Source organism: Legionella israelensis (genome assembly GCF_004571175.1).
In the GTDB taxonomy this organism is placed as follows: domain Bacteria; phylum Pseudomonadota; class Gammaproteobacteria; order Legionellales; family Legionellaceae; genus Legionella_D; species Legionella_D israelensis.
In genome coordinates, this window is sequence record NZ_CP038273.1 from 3,032,493 (window position 1) to 3,054,933 (window position 22,441).

Genomic DNA, 22,441 nt, shown 5'->3' on the forward strand with positions numbered 1-22,441 from the left:
TTCTACTCCTGAATACATGGTTAATGGCAATGATGTTGAATCAAATCAAACAAAAACTGGCGATAATTTTCCATTGCCTCAATGGAAACCGATTCATTAGGCTGGTGAGCTTGTTCAAGCTCACCAGGACCAAAGACGATAGTAGGAATGGAGGCTTGCTCAAATATCCCTGCTTCCGTTACAAAAGGTGCAGTGGTCACTTTTATACTTTCAGGTAAAAATTGTTTTACGAACTCAATGCTTTGTTGGTTATTTTTGGTGGTCAAGCCTGGTACAAAAGATATGATGTGATGATGAACATCCACTTTTGACGAAGATCTAACCTCTTCAGTAAGCTTATCCATGATATGAGCAATTTCTTTCTCTTGTATTCCGGGCAGAGGGCGGCATTCCCAATCAAGCTGACAGTGTTCAGCAATAATATTAACTGCGCTTCCTCCTTTAATCATTCCTGCATTAAAAGTAGTATAAGCTGGTGTAAAGGCAGAATTTTCCTCTTTAGGCAGGAATGAGGGTAGCTGCTGTAAAAAGGCAGAAGCTGCCATAATAGCGTTGCTCCCTAAATGGGGGGCGCTGGAATGAGCGGGTTTACCCATAAATTGTGTTTTTGTAGCCTGCATGCCTTTATGAGTATTTACCAGTGATGAGTTAGTAGGTTCGCCTATTAAGGCAAAGTCTATATATTGCGCGTATTTAAACAATTCCTTCTGTAGTGATTTCGCACCAAAACAACCTACTTCTTCATCATAAGTGAAAACAAGATATAAGGGTTTTTTTAGCTGATTCAGAGAAACCGAGTCAATCACATCACAGACGAGAGCAATAAAACCCTTCATGTCGGACGTACCTCGGCCAATGAGCCTTCCTTTCATTTCAATAAGTTCGAAAGGATTAAAATCCCATCGTTGGCGGTCAACAGGTACAACATCGGTATGTCCGGCAAGCATAAGTCCGCCGCTGATATCTGGACCAATGGCAGCAACAAGATTGGCTTTTGTTTTATCCTCATTGAAAAACATTTGTGTGCGAAATCGTCGCTCGCTCAGATAATGACTAAGAAAATCAATGCATGGTAAATTGCTTTTATTTGATATGGAGTCAAAGGACACTAAATCTTTTAATAATTCAGCATAGGCCTGTTTAACTGTAGTCATTTATGACCTCTTTTATTTTTTTAGCAAATGCCATGACAGTTTGCTCTTGTGTATCAAAAGATGTCATCCAGCGTACAATGTTTTTTTCGGAATTCCAAACAGCAAAAGGAAAAGCTGTCTGTAGAGGAGAAATAACTTCTTTGGGTAACCGGGCAAAAATGACATTGGTTTCGACTGGCATGATGATATCTACATCATGATGAGTCTGCTCAGCCAGCAACGTTGCCATTTGGTTAGCTCTGTCAGCATTTTTCTGCCAGAGATTATCGTTAAGCAAGGCAATAAACTGTGCAGAAAGATAGCGCATTTTGGAGCTTAACTGCATGAACTGCTTTTGAATAAAGGGTGTTTTTCCAGCCAGGCTGGCATTAAATATAATCAGTGCTTCAGCGCCCATCAAGCCATTTTTAGTTCCGCCAAAAGATAATAAATCAATCTTTCCATTAAGGCATATCTCTCTTAAAGAAGTGTTTAAATGGCAAGCTGCATTAGCCAGCCTTGCTCCGTCAACATGTAATAATAATCCATGTTTATGGCAAAATTCAGATAAGCGGTTTAATTCCTCAATGGAATATACGGTACCCCATTCAGTGCATTGAGAAATGGAAACCGCTTTAGGCTGTACACGGTGAACCATATTTCTATCCAGCAATAAAGGCGAAATATTCTCAGGAGTTAATTTGCCTTGAGGTGTTTTTACTGTCAGCAGCTTAACTCCCAGAAGTGCTTCAGGAGCGCCACATTCATCTTTATAGAGATGGGCACTATCTGCGCATATCACGGCCTCATGGGATTCAAGGATAGATTTTAGGGCAATGACATTACAAGCAGTGCCTGTTGACATAAAAAAAACCTGACATTCACCAAAATGCTTTCGAAAAAGCTGTTTTGCCTTTTCTGTGATACGGTCCTGCCCGTAAGCCACTTCATAACCTGAATTCACCTCCATTAAAGCGTTCATAACTTCCGGATGAGCAGGAGAAGCGTTATCACTGATAAAATGTTGCATCAAATCATCCTTTTTAGCATGGTAACAGTTTTTGTTTCTGTGTATAAATCGAGCGCTTGCTCACCAAGCTCACGGCCTGTTCCTGACTGCTTAAAGCCTCCAAAAGGAGCGGCAGGATCAACGATGTTGTAACAATTGATCCATACTGTCCCTGCTTTAACCTTTTGAGCAATTGTATAAGCGATATCGATATTGTTTGTCCAAACGGCACCTGCAAGTCCAAAAGAAGTGTTATTTGCTCGCTGGATGACTTCATCCATGGTTTCAAAAGAAAGTAAGCTGGCAACTGGGCCAAAAATTTCTTCTTGGGCGATGGCCATGGAATCTTTGACATGACTGAAAACAGTGGGCTCTATAAAATAACCTTTTTCCCCATGGCGATGCCCACCGGCAATGCAATTTGCACCCTGTTCTTTTCCTAATTGAATATAGTGCATAATCCTGTCAAACTGCGCTTTATCGATTTGCGAGCCATGTTCAATAGTTGATTTAAAAGGATTACCGATGCGTCGTTCTTTTGCTTTTTCCGCAAATTTGGTGACGAAATCATTGTAAATATTTTTCTGAACAAAAGTGCGGCTTCCAGCACAACAATTTTGTCCCTGGTTCAGGAAAATGGCTCCAATCGCCCCTTCGACAACTTCATCGATATCGACATCATCAAAAATAATGTTTGGGCTTTTACCTCCCAATTCAAAGGAAAGACGTTTCATCGAATGGGCAGTGGCCTGTTTGATAAGTTGTGCAGTTCGGGCTTCCCCGGTAAATGCCAGCTTGTCAATTCCAGGATGTTTAACAATAGCTTCTCCGGTGCTATCTCCTCCAAATCCCGGTAATATGTTCAATACCCCCGCAGGAAGGCCGGCTTCCAGAGCCAGTTCACCCGCACGTAAAGCTGTTAAAGGAGTTTGTTCTGCTGGCTTTAAGAGGGCGGTACATCCTGCAGCAAGACAAGGGCCCAATTTCCATGCAGCCATTGCCAGAGGGAAATTCCATGGGATGATTAAACCACATACGCCTACAGGTTCTTTTTGAGTGTAAGTAAAAAAATTCCCTGAAACAGGAATGGTCTTGCCTTCAATTTTATCTGCCCATCCCGCAAAATAACGAATGGTGCTGGCTGCAGCAGGGATATCATAGCCTACAGCTTCATTGAGTGGTTTACCATTATCCAGGACTTCAAGTTTTGCCAGTTCTTCCTGGTGTTTTTCAATCAGGTCAGCCCATTTCAGTAAAATCTTTCCTCGTTGACGGGCATCCATTTTACTCCATGGGCCATTTTCCAGGGCTTCTCTTGCGGCTTTTACTGCTTTATCAACGTCTTCTTTTTCAGCAAGTGCCACGGATGTGATTACCTCTCCGGTAATAGGTGATAATGTATCAAAAGTTTTTTCGGATACAGATGGCTGAAATATTCCATTGATAAGCAATTCTGTTTGCCTGATGGTGATATTATGTTCCTTCAACAAACTTTCTGTTGATATAGAGTAGTCCATAATCGCTCCTTGCTGATTTACTCATGAGTGATTTATCTTTGTGGAGTTTCTCACTCTCTTATAGATGTTGCAAGTTTCTTTAATTTGATTTTTAGTTTAGATCTTTTTTCAAGGAAAATTTAAGGCTTGAGGCTCTGATCAACTGTGTTTTTGAGGCGTAGTGGTTCTTTGATAAAACAGGCGGCGAGAATAAAACTGATAAGAAAACAGACAGGCATCAGCACAAGCCCGTTATGATAGTTATCTAAGGTATAATTATATGAATAATTGGCCTGATTTAAACGATGTGAGTGTTCAATCAGAAAACTGGAGAGTGGCTGTAAAAAAGCGCCTGAGAGGATCACGGCTGTATTATTAAATCCCACGGAAGTACCCCGACAATGCTCAGGATTTGTTTGTTGAATTTTAACGAAACTAATCGGTTGAGCAGCAGTTGAAAAACCTAGAAAAAATAAAATGAACTTGTACAAGCCGATACTGTAAATATATTGATTCAGTAAAAAGAAGGAAGCAGTAAAGCCTAAGGCTGAGCAACTGAGCATGAGATATTTTGGATATGGGACCCGTGTCGCCCAATAACCGATAAATGGACTGCCTAAGGCAATTCCTAACCAGGTATAAGAAAATAAATAACTGGCTTCTGTGAGGCTTATTAATAATTTTTCTGCCAGAAAAGCCGGTCCCCATAATGTGGCCGAGATGGTAATAGGTCCCCAGGTAAAAAAAGCATATAGAGCAATGGGATAGGAGCTGGGATTTTGAGCTACCCGCTTTAATTGGGAGAGAAATCGGAGTTTATTCCCTGCTTTTAAAGAGGGAGACTCTTGATATTTGGAATGATTTTTGAGAAAGAAGTAAAAAAGAAGCATAAGCCCAAGACCACTATATCCAATGATAAGACTTAGTCTCCGCCAGCTCATACCAACCGAAAAAAAAGCCAGTAGCTGTTGTCCATACATCGCTCCAAGACAACTCATAAATTGCAGCAAGCCATATAGGAAAGGCCATTGGCGGGAAGGAAACCAGTTTGCAATCAATATATAGGCACCAACAAAAGCAAAACCGCTTCCTAAGCCAACCAGAAAGCGTAAGAAAAAAAGAATTGCGAAATGATAGGCTATTGCAAAAAAAAGTGTAGATACCGTACAAATGGTTAATGATAAAATTAATATTTTTCTTGGTCCATACCGCTGAATCAAAGGTCCCGATAGAAGTTGAACAGGGGCATAGCCATAAAAAAAGGCCGACGATAATAAACCCAAGGCATTCGCAGAGGTATTAAACTCAGTTAGCAATTGATTAGATAAGGGACTTATTTTAACCCTTAACACAAACTCATAAGCACAAAAAGCCGCGGAAAGCAGAAATATAAACCAGGCATATCCATGTGCATTTTTATTCATACCCACAAAACCTTGTTTTTCTGAACAAAAGTTGCCGAGGTTTATGATTGATTAATTGTAAATACGTCCTTTCCTTCATTTAGGAAATATACCCTGTCCTAAAGCGTATTTTTTACGCTAAAACATCTGAGTCAAAAAAACAAGTTTGGATCAGGAAAAAATTTGAATAAGAAATTTGATAAGAAATATGGCTATCCATGTTCCGAAGTAGGGTATATTTTCAGCTTAGGATCTACTGCGGAGTGTGGGCACCTTTTACAATTTTTAATTGTATGACTATATTACTAGTAATGTATTGCAGAAGGACCCTCATGGACGAATTTAACTATGAACCATGGCCGGAACTGTCTTATAAGGATTTTCTGCCAACAGCACACTTATTGCATATGGGCTTGCAGTTGATAGGGAAATTAAAATTAACCACTCCCTTTGAACCGCAATGGGCAAATGTTCCACTTTGGATAAGCAGCCGTGGCCTCACAACTGGCCCGATTCAATATGACCCAGGAATCTTTGCAGTGGATATTGATTTAATTGCCCATAAAATTATATGTACGACCAGCTGGCAATCCATGAGTGAATTTAAGCTGTGCTCCATGTCTGTGGCTGAATTTACCCAGTCATTGTTTAAGCTATTGTCGGAAGCTGGTATAAAAATAGAAATAAATCTTATGCCACAGGAAGTTTCTGATCCTATCCCTTTTAATAAAGACGTAAAACAAAGGACTTACAGCCAGGCACTTGCTAATGCATGGTGGCGAATCCTGGTAAGTTCATATCGAGTCATGCAACGATATCATGCGAAATTTAGCGGCAAAACGCCGCCTGTTGGTTTGATGTGGGGCACTTTTGATTTGCGAGATGCGCGTTACCAGGGAGTTCCTGTTCCTGCCACAGGAATCAATGCCGAATATATTCGTCGAAATGCAATGAATGAAACCCAGATTGAAGTGGGATGGTGGAGTGGAAATGAAAACTACCCTCGTCCGGCATATTATTCATTTACTTATCCCCAGCCAAAGGGAATTGAGCAGAGTCTGATTAAACCTTCCGCTGCACGATGGGACAGTTCCATGGGTTTATTTGTCCTTGATTATGCTGATGTGCAAAAATCTGAAAACCCTGAAGAAGACTTGTATATGTTTTTACAATCAACCTATAAGGCAGGGTCAGAATGCGCACAATGGGAAAAAGAACTCGTTGGCCCAGGAAAACCTGTCTAGTGGACTCATCCTCTTTTTTAAATGGTCACTAGTTGAGAATTAACGTGGCTATCTATATTCATTTTTTCTTTTCCGCTAATTTCAATGCCCGGAAATATTTTTTCCAGTTCTTCAGCAACTTGAGGAGTTTTATCGGCAGAGAAAGTTACTTTATATTGGCTGTAAAAACCCGAACCAGGTAATTCTGAAATAAAAAAATCCTTGTTTACTTCTGATACTATCTTTTTATCACAAAGAGCTAATACGGCATGATAAGCAAAAATATGGTCACCAATTTTTTCCAGTTTCCCATCTTTTAATTCTAATTGCCCCTTTTGATTTACGCTTGCTATGGTTTTATATGTCATGTCTTACCTCAAGGATGAAAATTTTTTAATCTGACGATGGATTGTATAATTTTAATATTAAGTGAGTATTAAATGATTAAATTTTTTTATATGAATTTATTGATTTTTGCCATCTCTACAAATAATTTGGATTAAAATTTAAACAGGCACTATATTTTATTAGCAAGAAGTGTATGTGGAAAAATGAGGCATGTTTTGTCTCTCGTTAAGGAAAGTGAACAGGAGGAACGTATCATGCAAATTTCATCTATAACATCATCCGTCAATAAAACTTATGAATGGTTACATGAATGCAGAGATTTTGGGCATTTTAGAGACGAGTCACAGTGCTATTCCGTTTTACGTGTTGTCTTACATTCTTTAAGAGATGAATTACCTCCAGAGATTTCAGCTCATCTTGCCTCACAATTACCGCTGGTTTTAAAAGGCGTATATTATGAAGGCTGGAATCCTTCTCATCCCATTTCCAAAGCGAAAGCATTGGAAGAATTTATTGAACCATTTTCAACGGAATTGAATCAGTTGAATGTCAACACCAAAGAAGCTGTAACAGCTTGTATGAAATTTATAAAGCATAAATTAGGACCTGATTTGGCTGAGAAAGTCATGAGCTCTCTCCCGACCAGCCTTCGCAAAGAATTTAATTGAGCAATTGCGAAAAATATACAGGTAAGAAGGGTGGGCAAACCTCGATGTTTACCTGTTGATCATTTCAATGATTTTATTGAAATGACAATAGAGGAGTCTGACGTGGTTTAATGGATTCGGACACAGCAGTTAAGAGATAATAAGCTTAACTGGAGTAAAAAAGATGACAATTAGAAGAAAATTTTCACAAGAATTTAAACTTGATGCGATAAGCCTTGTAAAAGATCAAGGTTACAGTCGAGCTGAGGCCTCTCGCAGTTTATCAATTCATCCCAATATGCTTAGTCGGTGGATAAAAGAACATGAATCAGATCAAGGGAATGCATTCAGGGGTAACGGGAAATTAACGGCTGAACAGCTTGAGATTCGCCAGCTACGAGAAGAAAACCGTCGGCTGAAGATGGAAAAGGAGATTTTAAAAAAGGCGGCGGCCTTCTTTGCTCAGGAAACGAAGTGAAATATTCGTTTATCGCCCAACATGAGAAGGTCTGGCCAATAGACAAGATGTGTCTATTACTGGGCGTTTTGCGTTCAGGATATTATCGATACCGTCGAAATCGACACGGTAAACCGAGCGATCCATTACATCAGGAGATGATTGATTTTGTGAAAGACATCGCGGAGAAAAGTACTTATACATTTGGCAGTAGACGCATGAGAAAAGCGCTAAATGCTCTAGGATATCCGGTTGGTCGGCGTAAAACTCAGAGCCTGATGAAAGAAGCGGGCGTTATGGTTCGGTACAGAAAAAAATATAAGATAACGACCAATAGCAGACATAAAAAACCGGTTTTTGAAAATGTTCTGAGCCGTGATTTTTCGCCCAGTGCGCCAGACCGAGCTTATGTATCGGATATTACTTACCTGTCAACACAAGAGGGTTGGTTATATCTGACAGTGGTTATTGATTTGTTCTCCAGGAAAGTTGTTGGCTGGAGTATGAGTTCAAGGATGAAGGCAGATTTAGTTTGTGATGCCCTGAAAATGGCTTTATGGCAACGTAAACCAAAACCTGGCTTAATTGTGCATTCAGATAGAGGCTCTCAATATGCCAGCAATGAGTACCGTAAATTACTCAACGACTGGAAGTGTACTGGCAGCATGAGCAGAAAAGGTGATTGTTGGGATAATGCGGTTGCAGAGAGCTTTTTTGGTAGCTTGAAGCAAGAACGAGTGCAATGGAAACATTATCAGACGCGTTCTGAGGCACACCGGGATGTATTAAATTACATCACCGTTTTTTATAATGATTTTCGGCTTCACTCAACAATTGGTTATAAAAGCCCAAATCAATTCGAAAAGGAAATGAGGTTGTTAAAAATGGTTGCTTAACTGGTGTGTCGCAATTTGCTTGACCACGTCAGTCCTCCTTATGTGGTTTTATGGTGAAACCTAAATTTTCGGCAAGTTCTATCATGTTTTCATTTTTTTTCAAAATCTCTCCGTACATTTGCTTGAGTCCTTTGCTGGTTGCTTCTTCTATCAAATGATTCATCAAATGGGAGCCTCCTACACCTTTATTTTGCCATGAATCAGCTACGACAATAGCATATTCGCAGGTTATACCGTCCGATAAAATCACATAACGAGCCACTCCGATATTAACCCTTTTTTCATTTTGCTCAATAACAGCAATAAAAGCCATTTCTCGATCATAATCAATCTGAGTAAAGCGGATCAGCATTTCCGGAGTCAATTCATGTAACATTTGAAAAAAGCGAAAATATTTGGATTCTTCACCTAGGTTACGAACAAATTCATGTTCAATTTTTGCATCTTCAGGGCGAATGGGACGAATAGTGACATCCGTACCATCTGCTAATTGCCAATCATGAACCAAATGTCTTGGATAAGGATGAATGGCCATATGATTGTAAGTTCTGCGGGAAACTCTGGGAAAGTCCACTACAATTCGTGCATCGAGAACAAGAACACCGTTCTCATCAGAAATCAGAGGATTAATATCCAATTCTTTAATTTCAGGCAGTTCACAGGCTATGTCACACACCCGTATAATGGCTTTCATGAGAGCAGTTTTATCTACGGCCGGCATGTTTCGGTATTCGTCAAGTAGTTTTGATACTCGAGTTTTCTCAATTAATCTTTTGCAGATGAAGGTATTTACCGGCGGTAATTCAATGGCTCTGTCTTGTAGAATCTCAACAAATGTTCCTCCGGCACCAAAAGTAACGACTGGACCAAATGTTTCATCATGAAGAAGACCCAGCAGTAACTCACGCGCATTTGCTCTTATGCTCATGGGCTCAATGGTAATGCCTTCGATTTTAGCATCAGGTTTATTTTGTTTAATGTTTTCAATGAGTTGATGAAATACCTTGCGTACCTCCTGAGCGTTTTTTATATTGAGAAAAACACCATCAACATCTTTTTTATGCGTAATATCAGGAGAGTGAATTTTCATGGCCACTGGTAAACCAATGGTTTCGGCTATAATAAGCGCTTCATTATGATCATGCGCTAAATAGGTGGGATTGACCGGAATATCAAAAGCAGAGAGGATGGCTTTTGATTCCAGACTTGATAACAGTTTTCGATTTTGTGAAAGCGCTGTTTCAATGATTAAATGGGCTCCATCCATATCGACGTGTTTTGTTGAAGATAAAGTTTCAGGAACCTGCAATAGAAATTGTTGGCTTTGATAATAGCGGGCAAGATAAGAAAATCCTTCGATGGCTGCCTCAGGCGTTTGAAAATAAGGAATATTATGCTTGGAAAACAGCTCCCAGGCCGGAGCAACTTTTCTTTCTCCCAGCCATGCGGCAATAACGGGTTTTTCTGCTTTGTTTTTTTCTATGCTTTGAATGACGGCACTTGCAACATCTACGGGTTTGGACATGGCAATAGGTGTTAACATGGTTAGCAAACCGTCGAAATTATTATCTTTAAGACAAATTGATAACACATCAGCGAAACGCTCAGGGGTGGCATCTCCTAAAACGTCAATTGGATTGTTATGTGACCAGTTTGATGGTAACAGTTGGTTGAGTTTATTTGTAGTATCTTCCGATAAGGAAGGTATTTTAATATTAAGCGTAGCGGCATGATCTGCGGCCATTACTCCTGGTCCTCCACCATTGGTAATGATCCCCAGCCGATTTCCTTTTATTTCCAGATTAGCCGATAATAATTGAGAGGCGGAAAAAAACTGCTCGATGGTAAATACACGTACGACACCGGCACGCTGCAGGGCAGCGTCGAAAACATCGTCACTACCGACGATAGCCGCTGTGTGGGATTGAGCCGCTTTTTGGCCGGCTTTTTTACGTCCCGATTTAATCACAATGACCGGCTTTAATCGCGCTGCGACTCGAAGTCCGCTTAAAAATTGTCTGGCGTTCTGTATCCCTTCAATATAAAGTAAAATGCTCGCAGTTTGCGGATCAAGAGACAAATAATCCAGTAACTCGCCAAAACCAATATCTGAAGCGTTTCCCAGGGAGATAAGTTTGGAAAATCCTATATCGTGTGAGTAAGCCCAATCAAGAATGATGGCAAAAATGGCTCCGGACTGTGAGATAAAGGAGATATTTCCCTTTTTAGCCATCTGCTCGGAAAAAGTGGCATTGAGGGCATGTTGTGTCGAGATAACTCCAAGACAATTGGGTCCAAGGATACGGACATTGTATTTTTTGGCGATATCTAATATCTCCATTTCCAGTTTTTTTCCCTCTTTACCGGTTTCACTAAAACCTGCCGAAATGACAATGGCACTTTTAACGCGAGCCTCCCCACATTGTTTAATGATTTCCGGCATGGCCTTGGCTGGAGCAGTGATAATGGCTAAATCAACGGGTTCTCCAATATCCAATACTGTAGGATATGACTTTTTATTTTGTACTTGTTCATGACTTGGATTGACTGCATAGATTTTGCCTTGAAATTTTTCCGTTATTAAATTGCGTAAGATCAGATAGCCAATGGACTGTTTCTTACTGCTTGCACCAATAACGGCAATACTGGAGGGATTAAAAATATGATTAAGATAAAGTGACTGCATGGCTCATCCTTGCACAAATTGAAAGTCAACTATCATGTAGATAAAAATTCCTATGACCCTTTTAAAAGTAGATGAGTATTTACTCTTTTGCCAAAAAATTACTGAGTATCTATGGCTGAGTATTAAAAATAAGTATTTGCGTGGGTATGATAGTTTAATAAATGCCGAATCCGTTAGATATGGAAGTACTCCAAATTTATTGAAACTCCTGTTATCAGCCTCTCTCACTTATTCAGTGATGTTTTCTTTTATGATATAGTGTTGCAAAAAACATCATACCGATAATGTCTTGATTTTAACGATATTATTCTGTTTAACTTTTCTTTGGGAGTTATAATCATGGCCAAACCTTATCATTTTTCTTTCGATAAAGATGGTAATTTTAAAGCTTCAATTGTTTCTGAGACCCGGATAACTTCAGAAGAAGAGCTTATAAACTCTGTTAAACCCTCTATATTAAGTGATAAAGATGATATTCATCTGGGATATGTCTCTATTGAGAAACAACATGACAGGAATGAAACGCAAAATGAAGGTAAATGGACCTTATATTTTCCTAAAGGCGCAAAGGAAATAGATGAGGCTTGGGCATTGTTGGTCGAAATGGTTAAACAGGGGATTTCTCACAAGGTAGAAATTACGGTATCTTCAAGCAATAATGACTTTCAAGTGGTGTCAGTATATACAAAAGATAGAAAGGATCTAAAAGATGTACTTGAAGTTTATGATCAATTAAAAGATAAGCAATTGATCGATAAGGCTAAAGCATGTCTTGGGAAAGAGCAAACAGCAATAGAGTACAAAACAGTAATAAAAAAAGGCTACGTGTTACGGGAGAACTGTGAACAAATAGATTATCAGGAATATGATACGGATCTATTGAGAATATTATCTGCTTTGGAGGAACACCCTAAGTATATTCTTCACGGAGGTGGGAAAAAAGTGGATGGTAAAAAATACTCTGAAAGTGCAGGGCTTATTGTTGAAAAGATTAAACAGTATTTTAGGTACATTTCTTCAAAGGAAAAATGTGATGAAATTTTACAATATACTCAGAATCAGCTGAGGTATAAGAACCAAGCTACAAAAGGATCTTGTTTTTTTGGATTAGGCGGCAGACATCAAACCACAGCAGAGCTGTACAGTAAAGTTTATCAGCAGGTTCAAACACTAATGGAGAAAAACGAGGAAAAAGAAAACAATATAGAATGTGTTTAACCTTAAGTCAACGTAAGCCTCACGCCTAAACTTCGATAAATGGTATTTGCTCCTCTCGCTCAGGCATGATTCTTACGTTGAGTTGAGGTTATTTAAAAATAAGGAAGTGCTATGTCTGAACAAAAATCTGCGCGATATTTTTTTGCCTTATGGCCAGATGATAAGACAGCAGGGAGGCTGTATAAAGCGGCCGTTAACGCTATTAAAATCGCAGATTGCAAATTTATTCAGGCTTCGAAGCTGCATATCACTTTAATTTACTTAGGAGCTGTTGACGCTAAGTATTTAGAACAAGCTCAAAAAATAGCGGATCAATTGCATATTAAACCCTTCAAACTGCAAATCTCCCGATTAAATCAATGGCGTCATGCTCATTTACTTTGGCTGGGCACAGAAAACGCTCCCAAGGAATTGATTCAACTGTTTAATCACTTAAAACTTAAACTAAAGGAAATCGGATATACATCGGAAAAGCGTATTTTTATTCCTCATATCACTGTTGCGCGCCGCTGTCATTATGACCATACTTCCACAAAAATAGAACCTGTAGAATGGCAGGTAAAGGATTTTCATTTAGTGAAGTCAACAAATACTGGCCAGGAGTCGGTTTATGAATCGGTAGCTAGCTGGCCGTTATTATCTCGATAAAGGTGTGGAACAGCTTTGGCAATAAATTTCTTCCACAGAGAAGCTGGATGACTCCAGCCTCTCTGTAAGAATATTAATAAAATTGTACAAATTCAGGTTCTTTGTAATTATCCAATTGATTCTGTAATTTTTCGTTAAGAACTTCTCCATGGGACTGAGTAAAATCGTAAGATCCTTTCCTGAATTTTGAATAGAATAAACCTGCTCCAAAAAAGAAGGAGGAAAGCGCGAAACCTACGTTTTTAATAAATCGTATAAAAGGACCGTCCCTGTGTTTTTTAAATTGGTCTTTATATGTATTAAAATCATCTGTAAATCTGGTGATTCTGGCTGTAGCACTTTGTGTATTATCATTAAGAGTAGTAATTAAGCCTTGTACCTTATTAAACTTTTTTGCAGCAAGAGAAGTATCCACAGCTTCATCCCTTGGATTGCTGTCATCAGGTGTTCTGCGCATCTCTATATTTAAGTGTTTTTTGTATTTCTCACATTCAGATTTTAAATGAGCGATTAATATTTTCTGCCTGCGCGTTCCTTGATCAGGTTTTACTTGGATGTTCATTTTGGTTTTAATTTCATCCATTATGTGTTTACATGCTTTATTTGTTCGAAAATCATTATTGAAATCAAGAATTTTACTGTAAAACGAAGTAATGCCAGATGTTGCTGATCGAAAACGAACATTTTCGCCATTTGTGGGCAGTAAGCGCTGCAATTGCTCATATCCATTCACAATGACATCCGCATCTTCAGGCATTAAAAAATGAGAGATATCTAAATTTTGATCAACAATATCTTTCTGTACATGTTGAATAAAGTCCCCAAAATATTTTATTGCTTCCATGTAGAATTCTCTATCCTTTACAGAAAACTGATCCTTTAACTGTACTTTTTTAAAACAATGAACCAATTGTTTGACATAACCTGGTCGATGAACATGCTCGCTATTGGCTGAAATAGTGCTTAATTGTTTTGCTGTTAAGCCATCGCAGGCACGAGTAGTTTCTTCTTTCTCAAAATGAGATGTATACTTAAGTTGTTCTATAATTTGATGAGTGTCAGCGTCATTTATTTCTTGAATTTCAATTTTAGCTTTATTTTTTTTGTTTATCTTATCCGTGCCAGATTTTTTAATATCAGCTTTTGTGACATAGAACAGTTTATAGTCGTGTGTCACAACATAAGCCGCATCGGTCTTTTCCAGTAAATGGGAATCCTTTTCCGTCGGAATGCGGGATTGTATGTAAAGTTGGCAGTCATTACTTTTATTAGGCTTTCCCATGAAAAATCTCCCATCAGCTTAAAACTGTTAAAAAGATAACACTTAAAACTTAAGGAAACCTTAAGAATGTAAAGATATGTTACTTTTTTGTAAAGAACAAAAGAGAGTGCTTACTTGATGAAGAGTTTCTGCTAGGTCTTTTTTTGCAGTGAATGGTTTTTTCTATTGATCTGTGTAAATTTTATTCGACTTAAATCAGTCTTATTAATATTGTCTTAATCCTTATTTTTTATAATTTTTTATTAACTGGTTTCGATATTAAGGATTCCTTATGAGGGAAGATTTAAGGTTATGTCCGTAAACTGCTGTAAATTCAGGTTGACTTTTTAGGAGTGGAGTCATCGCTAAAATTCGGTACTATTGAGTTGTGAAAAACAATAACTATCGAAGGAGATTAGCGATGACGGATTACAATATTACAGTTGGAAAGGAATTGCTTCCAGAACTTTTATCAAGCCAGGATGGGCTCGCAAAGCTTGTTGAAAGGTGTATTGAATCAGGTATTGGAGGCACAGGTGTCAGAAAGTCTGGGAGCAGACAAGCATGAACGTTCAGGTGAACGTATAGGCTATCGTAACGGTTACCGTCCAAGACAACTATACACTCGTGTGGGACCAGTCACTCTTCAAGTGCCGCAGACACGTGATGGCTCTTTTTCTACCGATATTTTTAAGCGCTATCAACGCAGTGAGCAGGCTTTTGTATTGGCTCTGATGGAAATGGTTGTTAATGGCGTATCAACCAGAAAAGTTAATAACATTACTGAAGAACTTTGCGGTGCTAGTTTTTCAAAGTCAACCGTCAGTCAACTGTGTTCTGGTCTTGATGCAAGAGTCAGAGCCTTCAACGAGCGTCGGTTTGATGGTGACAACTACCCATTTATCATGGTTGATGCGATGTTTATCAAGTGTCGTGATGGTGACAGAGTCGTGTCTCGAGCAGCCTTGACCATCTCGGGTATCAGAAGTGATGGCTACCGTGAAATACTGGGCCTTCGCATTGGTGACACTGAGAGCTATGCTACATGGGATGAAGCGTTTAAATGGCTAAAATCTCGTGGGCTAAAAGGCGTGATGTATGTTGTGTCAGACCAGCATGCAGGGCTTGTGGAAGCGGCTAGAAAGCACTTTCAAGGTGCAACCTGGCAACGATGCCAAGTTCACTTGATGCGCAACATCCTCGGGCACTGCTCTGTCAGACACCGCAAAGATGTTGCTGAAAAGGCAAAGCTTGTTTTTCAGGCACCTGATATGGAAGAAGCCAGGCGTAGACGCGATGATTTTATTGATGCCTTTGAGAAAAAAGCACCAAAATCAGTTACCTGCCTTGAGGAGGCTTTTGACGATGCCATGGTAGTTATGGCGTTGCCGGAGAAATACAGGAAGCGACTTCGCACCACCAACATGCAAGAGCGAATTAACGAGGAAATCAGGCGCCGAGAACGAGTGATAAGGATATTTCCTAATGATGATTCTGCATGGCGGCTGATTGGCGCTTTATTAGCTGAACAAAACGAGCAGTGGCAATCAAGGCGTTATCTTAATATGGACGAATTTAATGACTGGCTGGCTGAGAATGAAGCCGGAAAGTCTAATGTTGTAGGGATGAATGCTTTGACTAAATAACGTACTAACTTGATAGGCTGAATTAATGGGAATTTACAGCACTTTTTGGACTTGACCAGATTTAAAAAAAGCGATCTTAAATAATGATATTGATGCATTAAAAAATATTGAAGGATTGCTTGATGAGTTAAATAATATGGATGATTCAAATTATTCCTTGCTGCATTATGCAGTTATAAAGGGAGATTTAAAACTTGTTAAATATTTGCTTGCCAAAGGGATTGATATTGAACTTAAGAACAATGACGGTGATACAGCTTTACATCTGGCAGTGAAAAAAGGTTATTATGAACTTGTATATGAAATGTTAGGTATTTCGACTGCCGCTAAAGACAGAGTGCAAAATAAAAAAACCTGGAAAGATAAAGATCGTACTGAAAAATTAGAAAACCTTAAAAAATCTCAAACCAAAGCCCATACACTGCTTAATGAGGAAAATAACGCTCAGGAAACTCCTCTTATTCTGGCTGCTCAATTAAAAAATGATGCCATTTATAATGCATTGCTAAAACTTAAACCGGGTTATCAAAAAAAACATCTTGATCAGGCTTTATCTATTCGTAAAAACCATGTCTCGCGTTTGAAAAGAAAAAGTTTTGTTGGTGCTTTGCTGGAGTCTTTTTGCCCATCAGCTTCTGTTGCGGAAATCTCAGAATCCTTTGCGTATACCGGTTTAACTACAGGCGCCAGCGCGGCTGTAGCACTAGGTCTTAATATTGCTTTTGCGGGAGTTGCTTTAATTGGCTTTGGAATCATTGCTTATGCCAATTACAAAAAAAATCAGGCTGAGAAAAAAGCCAGAGAAGAATTTGAAAATCTACAAATTGAATTGGCCTATATTCGCAATATTGAAATACGACATGAACAACTTTCTAAGAAAAAAGAACTTTCTAGGGAAGATAAAGATGAACTGCAAGTCATGCTAAAGGAATTAAATAACCCGACTCAGTATCAAAAAGCAAAAGGGGCAGAGACAAGCTCTGCCGATTACATCACTAAAAAAGAAAAAATGTATACTGCTTTAAGTTCTATGGGCAGTTTTTTATGTGCTTATGCTGGCATATTGGGTGTTACGGGTTTAGGACTGGAAATTGCTGCCGGTGTCATGGGTGTAGGCATGGGTGCGCTTATTGTTTCAGCAGGACCTTTTGCTATAGCTGCTGTTCTGGCAGTGGGGCTAGTGATAGCTGCAGGTCTTGCTGTTCATCATTACAGAAAGCGCAAACAGGATTATCTGGCTTTCGGGGAAATGCACCAATCCATGAATAAGCAAAAAGAAAACATTTATCGAGAAAAACAAAATTTATTGAATACAGGAGTAAAGGAAAACATTCAATCCTTATGTGAGGATAAAAAACCCGCTCCATTAGAAGCTATCGATATACCTAAAAAGCGCCAGATACAGCCTGAAGAATGGTATAATCATGGTCATCCACCGGGTAAGCTTTGCTCTATTGAAATTGTTGCGCTAATGAAGGTTCGTCAAAATTTACCTGAAAATAAATCAACTTTACTTTCCGTGAAAAATAATCCTGAGCCAAAGAAATATGCATCTTTATAACGATCATTAAATTTTATATTTCTTATTTTGGGGGAAGTTGCAGATACCACTATTAAAGCAAAAGAATGTTTTGAAGATATCATGTTTTTATCATTTTGATTGGGTTCATTTTGGATGAATAAAAAAATAAAAATCAAGTCTGTTTTTCATTGAATTTTCTGATATAGTGTCTTAGCTTCCTGCAAAATTTAAATGGGCTCTACTTGTGGATAAGTTTATTTATCGTTCACACTTGTTCTCGCGGATTTGCACAGGCCATTCCTAAAACATCAGCATCAATAAGACTCAAAACCTTACTTCGGTTAAAAAATTTTCTGTTTTTACCCACAAATTCTGTGGATAACTCTGTGAATACTTGGCGGAATCGCGTTATCATATTTCTCTAAGCTTCATTTAATGGACTTGTGGGGCTTTTGATAATAAATATTCAAATATTTTTTTATAGTTGTGGATGTCATTGGCAAAGAGTTCATTGAATTTTTTTTGTGCCAGGAGAGGATTGTGCTTTTTCAGGATGATAAGCTCAGCCATTTCTACCATTAAATTAGACGCCAGGAGCTGCTGTGATTTTTTAAGATAATGGTTAGCCATATCAAATTTATCTTGAAGGGCATGAAAAAGAGCCAATGCACCCCATCCTTCCGCAGCTTGCGGCATTATTTCAATGGCTTTTTGACAAGAAACAAAAGCATCCTTATTTTTATCCTGTAATAATTGGCACCAGTATAATGAAATATGAGCGTCGTAATATTCTGGATAAAGATTTATCGCCTGTTGTAATGAATGTTCAGCCTCTTTAATTTTAAATTGTGAAAAGAAAATGAGTCCCTGCATAAACCATAAGCGAGGCTCATGTGGATGCATACCAAGTAAGAAGTGAACATCGTTTAATTGTTCATGACTGAGATTCTGATGCAATAGTAGTTTTACCAGTTTTGCTTCATAAAGATAAGGATTGTGTCTCAATGCTTGTTCAGCCAATTCACCTGCCTTATCCATTTGTTCTTGTTCAAATAGAATAAAAGCCTTAAAGGCCAGAGCATCAGCATTCCGTGAGTTTTTTGTCAATATTTCATCAAGATGCAAAAGAGCTGCTGCGGGTTGTTTATTTTGATAAAAAATTCTTGCCGCCAGAACGAGAGCTTCGGTGTGATGCTCCTGAATGAGTGGCGTCAAAATATTTAAAGCTTCATCCAGCTTTTGTAAATGAAAGAATGTCAGACTTAAATGATAGCGAATGGAAAAATTATCCTCCAGCTTGAAGGCATCTTTATAAAGCCTATAAGCCATATGATATTTTTTTTGCTTAAAATAGATATTTCCTTCAGTTAAAAGCGCTAAAAAGGGCTTACTCTTCCTTATTTGTTCGCAATAATATAGTGCTTGTGTGTAATTTTTTATCTTTACATAACATTTAATGATATCAAGCAGAAGATTGATGTTTTCCGGATCTTGTTGAAGAAAGCACAAATAGCGCTCCAATGTCTGCTCTACTGATTTATTCATTTCATTCCTATAAACGCACACTGCCTGCTAAAGCTTGAATTACCAAATCCTAGCCATTAATAAGGACAAAAACAAGAATTTTGGCCGGCAAGGAAATACTCATGGGTGGCACCATCATCATACCGAGCGTCATTAATATGCCAGATACAATTAAGTCAATTAGAAGAAAGGGTAAAAAAATCATAAATCCGATTTGAAAAGCGGTTTGCAGTTCGCTCAGCATGAAGGCAGGAACAAGTGTATAAAATTTTACATCTTCTTTCTGGGTTGGCGTTGGCTCATGTGCCATTTTACTTAATAAGATTAAATCTTTTTCTCTGGTTTGATTGAGCATGAATTTTTTAAGAGGAATAGTTGCCTTGTATATAGCTGTTTCAATGCTCATTTGCTGATTTTGCAAAGGTTGCCAGGCATTGTGATAAATAGTGTTTATGATGGGCATCATCGTAAAAAACGTGAGAAATAAAGCCAGACTGATTAAAACAGAATTAGGCGGCGTTTGCTGCAATCCCAATGCCATTCGTAATATGGAAAGCACCACAATGTTACGAGTGAAGGAGGTGAGCATCATTAAAATACCGGGAGCGAGACTCAGTACGGAAAGACCGACAAAAATTTGCAGGGCAGGAGCGATATAATTTTCATCGAATTGAATTGGAAAAGATGAGACGTTTGCTCCTGCGTATGATATTGGGCAGCAAAACAATAATATAAGGATCAGATAGGAAAAAATAGCTGGTTGGCTCGTCGCTTTTGTTGCAGACAAATCCATAGCTAGCGGTTTATTTACGAAAGTCATAAAGAATAAACTGGATTTCATGATACTTCCGTTATTTTAATACCAAAATATTCATTACAGCAGACAAGCTCACCTCGGGCTATGATTTTTTTATTAAGCAGGATATCGACAGACTCAGATGTTTTTTCGTTTAATTGAAGAATCTGCCCCTGGGCCAGATGTTTTAAATCACCAACATTTATATTTAAAGTTCCCACGCGAATTTCACACTCAACATTAATGCTGTCAATAAAAGAAGCAAAATCAGGTTCTTTTTGCACAGTTTCTTGCGAATTCTGTTGTTCTTCATACTGAAATCTCATTGCTGTAGTTGTCATAAAATACTCCGAATTTTTATGGATTTCTTGCCTTGTTTTTGTCCCAAAAAAGCCTCAGCAATCGGTTGCTTCTTTAGAATTAAGCGAAGAGGTTGCTCTTTTTTGTGATCGGTAAGAAGCAGATCACCGGGTTTTAATGATTTGAGCTTTTTTAAAGGTAAAACACAATTTGATAGCAGCACTACACCCTCAAGCAGTTCTTCACTCAGTGCCTCATTGATTTTCCACAATACTTTATCGCTGGATTTGCCTTTTGGCAGTTGCTGATACACCCATTCTGGATTAAGTAAAAGAATAGATTCGAGATCTAAACAACTAAGTTTTAAAGCAAGAGTGCAGTGACCATGATATTGCCAACTGGCTGGAATATTTGCAGGGATTCTGGCAGATTTTACTTCATAGCCAGTGATGTGCTGGATGAGCTTCAAACTGAAACATTCAGACGTTTTTTGAAATTCTGTTTCCCTTGCGTCAAACAGTGCTCCAGATATCATGGGGATAAATGATTCAGTGGCCACTGCCAGGCACAATTCATCATCTTTTATAAAAGCATACGAATAAAGCTCATTTTTTGGCCACGTGCGGGAAAACTCAACTTGAGCTGGCAAAAGGGCATAACTGTCATTCCAGCACTGAATATTTTGTTTAATATTCATGCTTAAATAAGACAATTCCTCAGAAGTGATCAATCGATAAGGATTCATTTTCGGCCGCTTAATTCTTCAATAAGTTGTTTGTCAATATCCATGATTTGAGAGCAGGCCTGAAACATTCGCTGCAGAACCACGATATTGGCAAACTCATTGGTGGGATCGACGTTGGAGGTTTCCAGTTGTTTTTGTTGAATACTGCCCAGGCCTTTTTTATTTGGTCTGTCTATATGCAATCCTTTGTTGTTTTTTGCTTTGAATAAGTTATCTCTTGTTTGCATAAGTGTGGTTTCCGTCTCATCAAAACGTGCCAAGGCAATATATATCCCTTCAAGTTTCTCTCCATTATCATACTGATAGGTGATTTGTCCGTTATCATCAAAAAAGAAATCGATTTGCTGGCCTGCACCGTAGCCATCCTGCTCGTTTACCTCAATGGTATCTGCATCCGGTACGTTAACCATGGTTTTATCTTTTGTTATGACAGAAGAGTCAGCGCCACTCATATATGTTCCCAAGTGAACGTTAATCGTCTGGCTGCCATTTAAAGTAAATCTTAAGGAGGAATATTCTTCCTGTGCATTACCATCATCTTTACTGGAAAAGCGAATCAACTGCTCGGGCTCAAAATAAATCTCGGCATCATTACAAGTGGCGCTAATCAGTGTCCACTCAGTACCGTCTGCAGGGTATTCGCTGGCTTTAAATTCAAGCGTAACCTGATGTGCGTTGCCTTGTTTATCGTAAATGCTGGTCACATCAAATTTAATGTTTTTGTATTGATTTTTATCCTCCATGGAATCCGATGGATCCGGAGGCGTTGGATCGTTGTCACCTTTTTCACTTGAATCCTGTTTTTCAATAACCCATTTACCTTTCAAATAGACATGATGGGTGATTTTTCCTACAGCAGTTTCCGGTCCCTTGGCATAAATGGGAGTCAGATGTCCAGCGGAATTATAGCCCTGAACGATGCCTCCGCTGTGACGATCAATTAAAATGCCACTCTCATTAAATACAAACTCTCCATCCCGCGTATAAAGAAACTCGCCGTTTTTCAAACGCACAATAAAAAATCCCTGACCAATGATGGCCAAATCAGTGGCATTGTTGGTTGGAAGATATTTCCCCTCACTGAAATTTATGGCCTTTCCGCCGATGGTGACACCTGAGCCAAGACCACCAAATTGTTCATCATATCCCAGGGAAGAGTAGAAAACATCGCTGCGTTTGAAACCTGGACTTTGTATGTTGGAGACGTTATTAGAGGTGTTTTGCAAGCCGAAACTTGCTGCCATCATGCCTGTGAGACTTGTGTAATAGATGCTGTTCATAAGAAACTTTCCTGGCTTAACACTTCTTCGATGTCATTAAGAATGACTTGCTCGACCTTCGCTCCTTTCATGCCAATGGAGAGACGGGGAGGATCGTTATCTGAAAAAAGGACATTAGTGACATAACCTTCTTCATTACTGTTTTTTATTTTTACTTTTTTTCCTAATAAATTTAATGCCTGATTTGCACTGGTCATGCCCAA

General features: G+C 38.8%; 19 protein-coding genes and 1 pseudogene. 7 read left to right on the top strand and 13 right to left on the bottom strand.

The features are described from left to right. Positions 1 to 20 precede the first annotated feature (20 nt). From argE to E4T55_RS14005, 4 genes are all read right to left on the bottom strand, one after another. On the bottom strand, positions 21 to 1,154 hold the full coding sequence (argE, locus tag E4T55_RS13990) for an acetylornithine deacetylase (protein WP_058502054.1): 1,134 nt from the start codon (positions 1,152 to 1,154) through the stop codon (positions 21 to 23). Then, positions 1,141 to 2,163: a threonine aldolase family protein gene (locus E4T55_RS13995; protein ID WP_058502053.1), complete on the bottom strand. Its 1,023-nt coding sequence runs from the start codon at positions 2,161 to 2,163 to the stop codon at positions 1,141 to 1,143. The genes argE and E4T55_RS13995 overlap by 14 nt, the downstream gene beginning before the upstream one ends. Continuing rightward, positions 2,163 to 3,659, bottom strand: a complete 1,497-nt coding sequence (locus tag E4T55_RS14000) for an aldehyde dehydrogenase family protein (protein ID WP_058502052.1) — start codon at positions 3,657 to 3,659, stop codon at positions 2,163 to 2,165. Before E4T55_RS14000 ends, E4T55_RS13995 begins: the two co-directional genes overlap by 1 nt. 119 nt (positions 3,660 to 3,778) lie before the next feature. Then, positions 3,779 to 5,062, bottom strand: coding sequence for an MFS transporter (locus E4T55_RS14005; RefSeq protein ID WP_058502051.1), 1,284 nt, complete (start codon positions 5,060 to 5,062; stop codon positions 3,779 to 3,781). 311 nt (positions 5,063 to 5,373) lie between these two features. On the opposite strand from E4T55_RS14005, the gene E4T55_RS14010 reads away from it, so the two are divergent. Beyond that, entirely contained in the window at positions 5,374 to 6,285 is a 912-nt protein-coding gene (locus E4T55_RS14010) for a DUF5996 family protein (RefSeq protein ID WP_058502050.1), read from the top strand. Positions 6,286 to 6,302: 17 nt separating this feature from the next. Here the strand turns inward: E4T55_RS14010 and E4T55_RS14015 are convergent, their stop codons facing one another. After that, a complete protein-coding gene (locus tag E4T55_RS14015; RefSeq protein WP_058502049.1) occupies positions 6,303 to 6,632 on the bottom strand; it encodes a hypothetical protein in 330 nt (109 codons plus the stop codon). Positions 6,633 to 6,827: 195 nt separating this feature from the next. Between E4T55_RS14015 and E4T55_RS14020 the strand changes: the two genes are divergently transcribed. Then, positions 6,828 to 7,280 (top strand): DUF2267 domain-containing protein, encoded by a 453-nt coding sequence (locus E4T55_RS14020; RefSeq protein ID WP_058502048.1) that lies wholly within the window; start codon positions 6,828 to 6,830, stop codon positions 7,278 to 7,280. Positions 7,281 to 7,443: 163 nt separating this feature from the next. After that, a protein-coding gene (locus tag E4T55_RS14025) for an IS3 family transposase (RefSeq protein ID WP_115325230.1) occupies positions 7,444 to 8,612 on the top strand; the annotation gives its coding sequence in 2 pieces (ribosomal slippage) (positions 7,444 to 7,708 and positions 7,708 to 8,612; 1,170 coding nt in all). A gap of 28 nt (positions 8,613 to 8,640) precedes the next feature. Here the strand turns inward: E4T55_RS14025 and E4T55_RS14030 are convergent. Further along, positions 8,641 to 11,298: a bifunctional acetate--CoA ligase family protein/GNAT family N-acetyltransferase gene (locus E4T55_RS14030; RefSeq protein WP_058501546.1), complete on the bottom strand. Its 2,658-nt coding sequence runs from the start codon at positions 11,296 to 11,298 to the stop codon at positions 8,641 to 8,643. Positions 11,299 to 11,637: 339 nt separating this feature from the next. On the opposite strand from E4T55_RS14030, the gene E4T55_RS14035 reads away from it, so the two are divergent. Then, the gene (locus E4T55_RS14035; protein ID WP_058501545.1) at positions 11,638 to 12,516 is read left to right on the top strand and encodes a putative phosphothreonine lyase domain-containing protein; all 879 of its coding nucleotides are present in this window, start codon (positions 11,638 to 11,640) and stop codon (positions 12,514 to 12,516) included. Between the two features lie 111 nt (positions 12,517 to 12,627). Beyond that, entirely contained in the window at positions 12,628 to 13,164 is a 537-nt protein-coding gene (gene thpR, locus E4T55_RS14040) for an RNA 2',3'-cyclic phosphodiesterase (protein ID WP_058501544.1), read from the top strand. Positions 13,165 to 13,237: 73 nt separating this feature from the next. Here thpR and E4T55_RS14045 read toward each other — a convergent pair whose 3' ends face one another. Beyond that, positions 13,238 to 14,446, bottom strand: a complete 1,209-nt coding sequence (locus E4T55_RS14045) for a hypothetical protein (RefSeq protein WP_058501543.1) — start codon at positions 14,444 to 14,446, stop codon at positions 13,238 to 13,240. 400 nt (positions 14,447 to 14,846) lie between these two features. On the opposite strand from E4T55_RS14045, the pseudogene E4T55_RS14050 reads away from it, so the two are divergent. Together E4T55_RS14050 and E4T55_RS14055 are read left to right on the top strand one after the other, a co-directional pair. Then, positions 14,847 to 16,071, top strand: a pseudogene (locus tag E4T55_RS14050) (IS256 family transposase). A gap of 73 nt (positions 16,072 to 16,144) precedes the next feature. Then, positions 16,145 to 17,632: an ankyrin repeat domain-containing protein gene (locus E4T55_RS14055; protein WP_058501393.1), complete on the top strand. Its 1,488-nt coding sequence runs from the start codon at positions 16,145 to 16,147 to the stop codon at positions 17,630 to 17,632. Between the two features lie 393 nt (positions 17,633 to 18,025). On the opposite strand, the gene E4T55_RS14060 is transcribed toward E4T55_RS14055, so the two are convergent. Genes E4T55_RS14060 through E4T55_RS14085 form a run of 6 tightly spaced genes read right to left on the bottom strand, consistent with a single transcriptional unit; the run spans position 18,026 to position 22,435 of the window. Next, the gene (locus E4T55_RS14060; protein WP_058501394.1) at positions 18,026 to 19,138 is read right to left on the bottom strand and encodes a tetratricopeptide repeat protein; all 1,113 of its coding nucleotides are present in this window, start codon (positions 19,136 to 19,138) and stop codon (positions 18,026 to 18,028) included. 49 nt (positions 19,139 to 19,187) lie between these two features. Beyond that, positions 19,188 to 19,958: a flagellar type III secretion system pore protein FliP gene (gene fliP, locus E4T55_RS14065; protein WP_223168334.1), complete on the bottom strand. Its 771-nt coding sequence runs from the start codon at positions 19,956 to 19,958 to the stop codon at positions 19,188 to 19,190. Next, complete coding sequence (locus tag E4T55_RS14070; protein WP_058501395.1) at positions 19,955 to 20,254, bottom strand: FliM/FliN family flagellar motor switch protein; 300 nt, start codon at positions 20,252 to 20,254, stop codon at positions 19,955 to 19,957. The genes fliP and E4T55_RS14070 overlap by 4 nt, the downstream gene beginning before the upstream one ends. After that, positions 20,251 to 20,958, bottom strand: coding sequence for a FliM/FliN family flagellar motor switch protein (locus tag E4T55_RS14075; protein ID WP_058501396.1), 708 nt, complete (start codon positions 20,956 to 20,958; stop codon positions 20,251 to 20,253). The genes E4T55_RS14070 and E4T55_RS14075 overlap by 4 nt, the downstream gene beginning before the upstream one ends. After that, complete coding sequence (locus tag E4T55_RS14080) at positions 20,955 to 22,238, bottom strand: flagellar hook-basal body complex protein (RefSeq protein WP_058501397.1); 1,284 nt, start codon at positions 22,236 to 22,238, stop codon at positions 20,955 to 20,957. The genes E4T55_RS14075 and E4T55_RS14080 overlap by 4 nt, the downstream gene beginning before the upstream one ends. Next, complete coding sequence (locus tag E4T55_RS14085) at positions 22,235 to 22,435, bottom strand: hypothetical protein (protein WP_115325231.1); 201 nt, start codon at positions 22,433 to 22,435, stop codon at positions 22,235 to 22,237. The genes E4T55_RS14080 and E4T55_RS14085 overlap by 4 nt, the downstream gene beginning before the upstream one ends. Positions 22,436 to 22,441 lie beyond the last annotated feature (6 nt).

Bases quoted from the DNA above. Each gene is read 5' to 3' on its own strand.
- argE (WP_058502054.1), bottom strand. From the start codon at position 1,154: ATGACTACAGTTAAACAGGCCTATGCTGAATTATTAAAAGATTTAGTG.
- E4T55_RS13995 (WP_058502053.1), bottom strand. From the start codon at position 2,163: ATGCAACATTTTATCAGTGATAACGCTTCTCCTGCTCATCCGGAAGTT.
- E4T55_RS14000 (WP_058502052.1), bottom strand. From the start codon at position 3,659: ATGGACTACTCTATATCAACAGAAAGTTTGTTGAAGGAACATAATATC.
- E4T55_RS14005 (WP_058502051.1), bottom strand. From the start codon at position 5,062: ATGAATAAAAATGCACATGGATATGCCTGGTTTATATTTCTGCTTTCC.
- E4T55_RS14010 (WP_058502050.1), top strand. From the start codon at position 5,374: ATGGACGAATTTAACTATGAACCATGGCCGGAACTGTCTTATAAGGAT.
- E4T55_RS14015 (WP_058502049.1), bottom strand. From the start codon at position 6,632: ATGACATATAAAACCATAGCAAGCGTAAATCAAAAGGGGCAATTAGAA.
- E4T55_RS14030 (WP_058501546.1), bottom strand. From the start codon at position 11,298: ATGCAGTCACTTTATCTTAATCATATTTTTAATCCCTCCAGTATTGCC.
- E4T55_RS14035 (WP_058501545.1), top strand. From the start codon at position 11,638: ATGGCCAAACCTTATCATTTTTCTTTCGATAAAGATGGTAATTTTAAA.
- thpR (WP_058501544.1), top strand. From the start codon at position 12,628: ATGTCTGAACAAAAATCTGCGCGATATTTTTTTGCCTTATGGCCAGAT.
- E4T55_RS14045 (WP_058501543.1), bottom strand. From the start codon at position 14,446: ATGGGAAAGCCTAATAAAAGTAATGACTGCCAACTTTACATACAATCC.
- E4T55_RS14060 (WP_058501394.1), bottom strand. From the start codon at position 19,138: ATGAATAAATCAGTAGAGCAGACATTGGAGCGCTATTTGTGCTTTCTT.
- fliP (WP_223168334.1), bottom strand. From the start codon at position 19,958: ATGAAATCCAGTTTATTCTTTATGACTTTCGTAAATAAACCGCTAGCT.
- E4T55_RS14070 (WP_058501395.1), bottom strand. From the start codon at position 20,254: ATGACAACTACAGCAATGAGATTTCAGTATGAAGAACAACAGAATTCG.
- E4T55_RS14075 (WP_058501396.1), bottom strand. From the start codon at position 20,958: ATGAATCCTTATCGATTGATCACTTCTGAGGAATTGTCTTATTTAAGC.
- E4T55_RS14080 (WP_058501397.1), bottom strand. From the start codon at position 22,238: ATGAACAGCATCTATTACACAAGTCTCACAGGCATGATGGCAGCAAGT.
- E4T55_RS14085 (WP_115325231.1), bottom strand. From the start codon at position 22,435: ATGACCAGTGCAAATCAGGCATTAAATTTATTAGGAAAAAAAGTAAAA.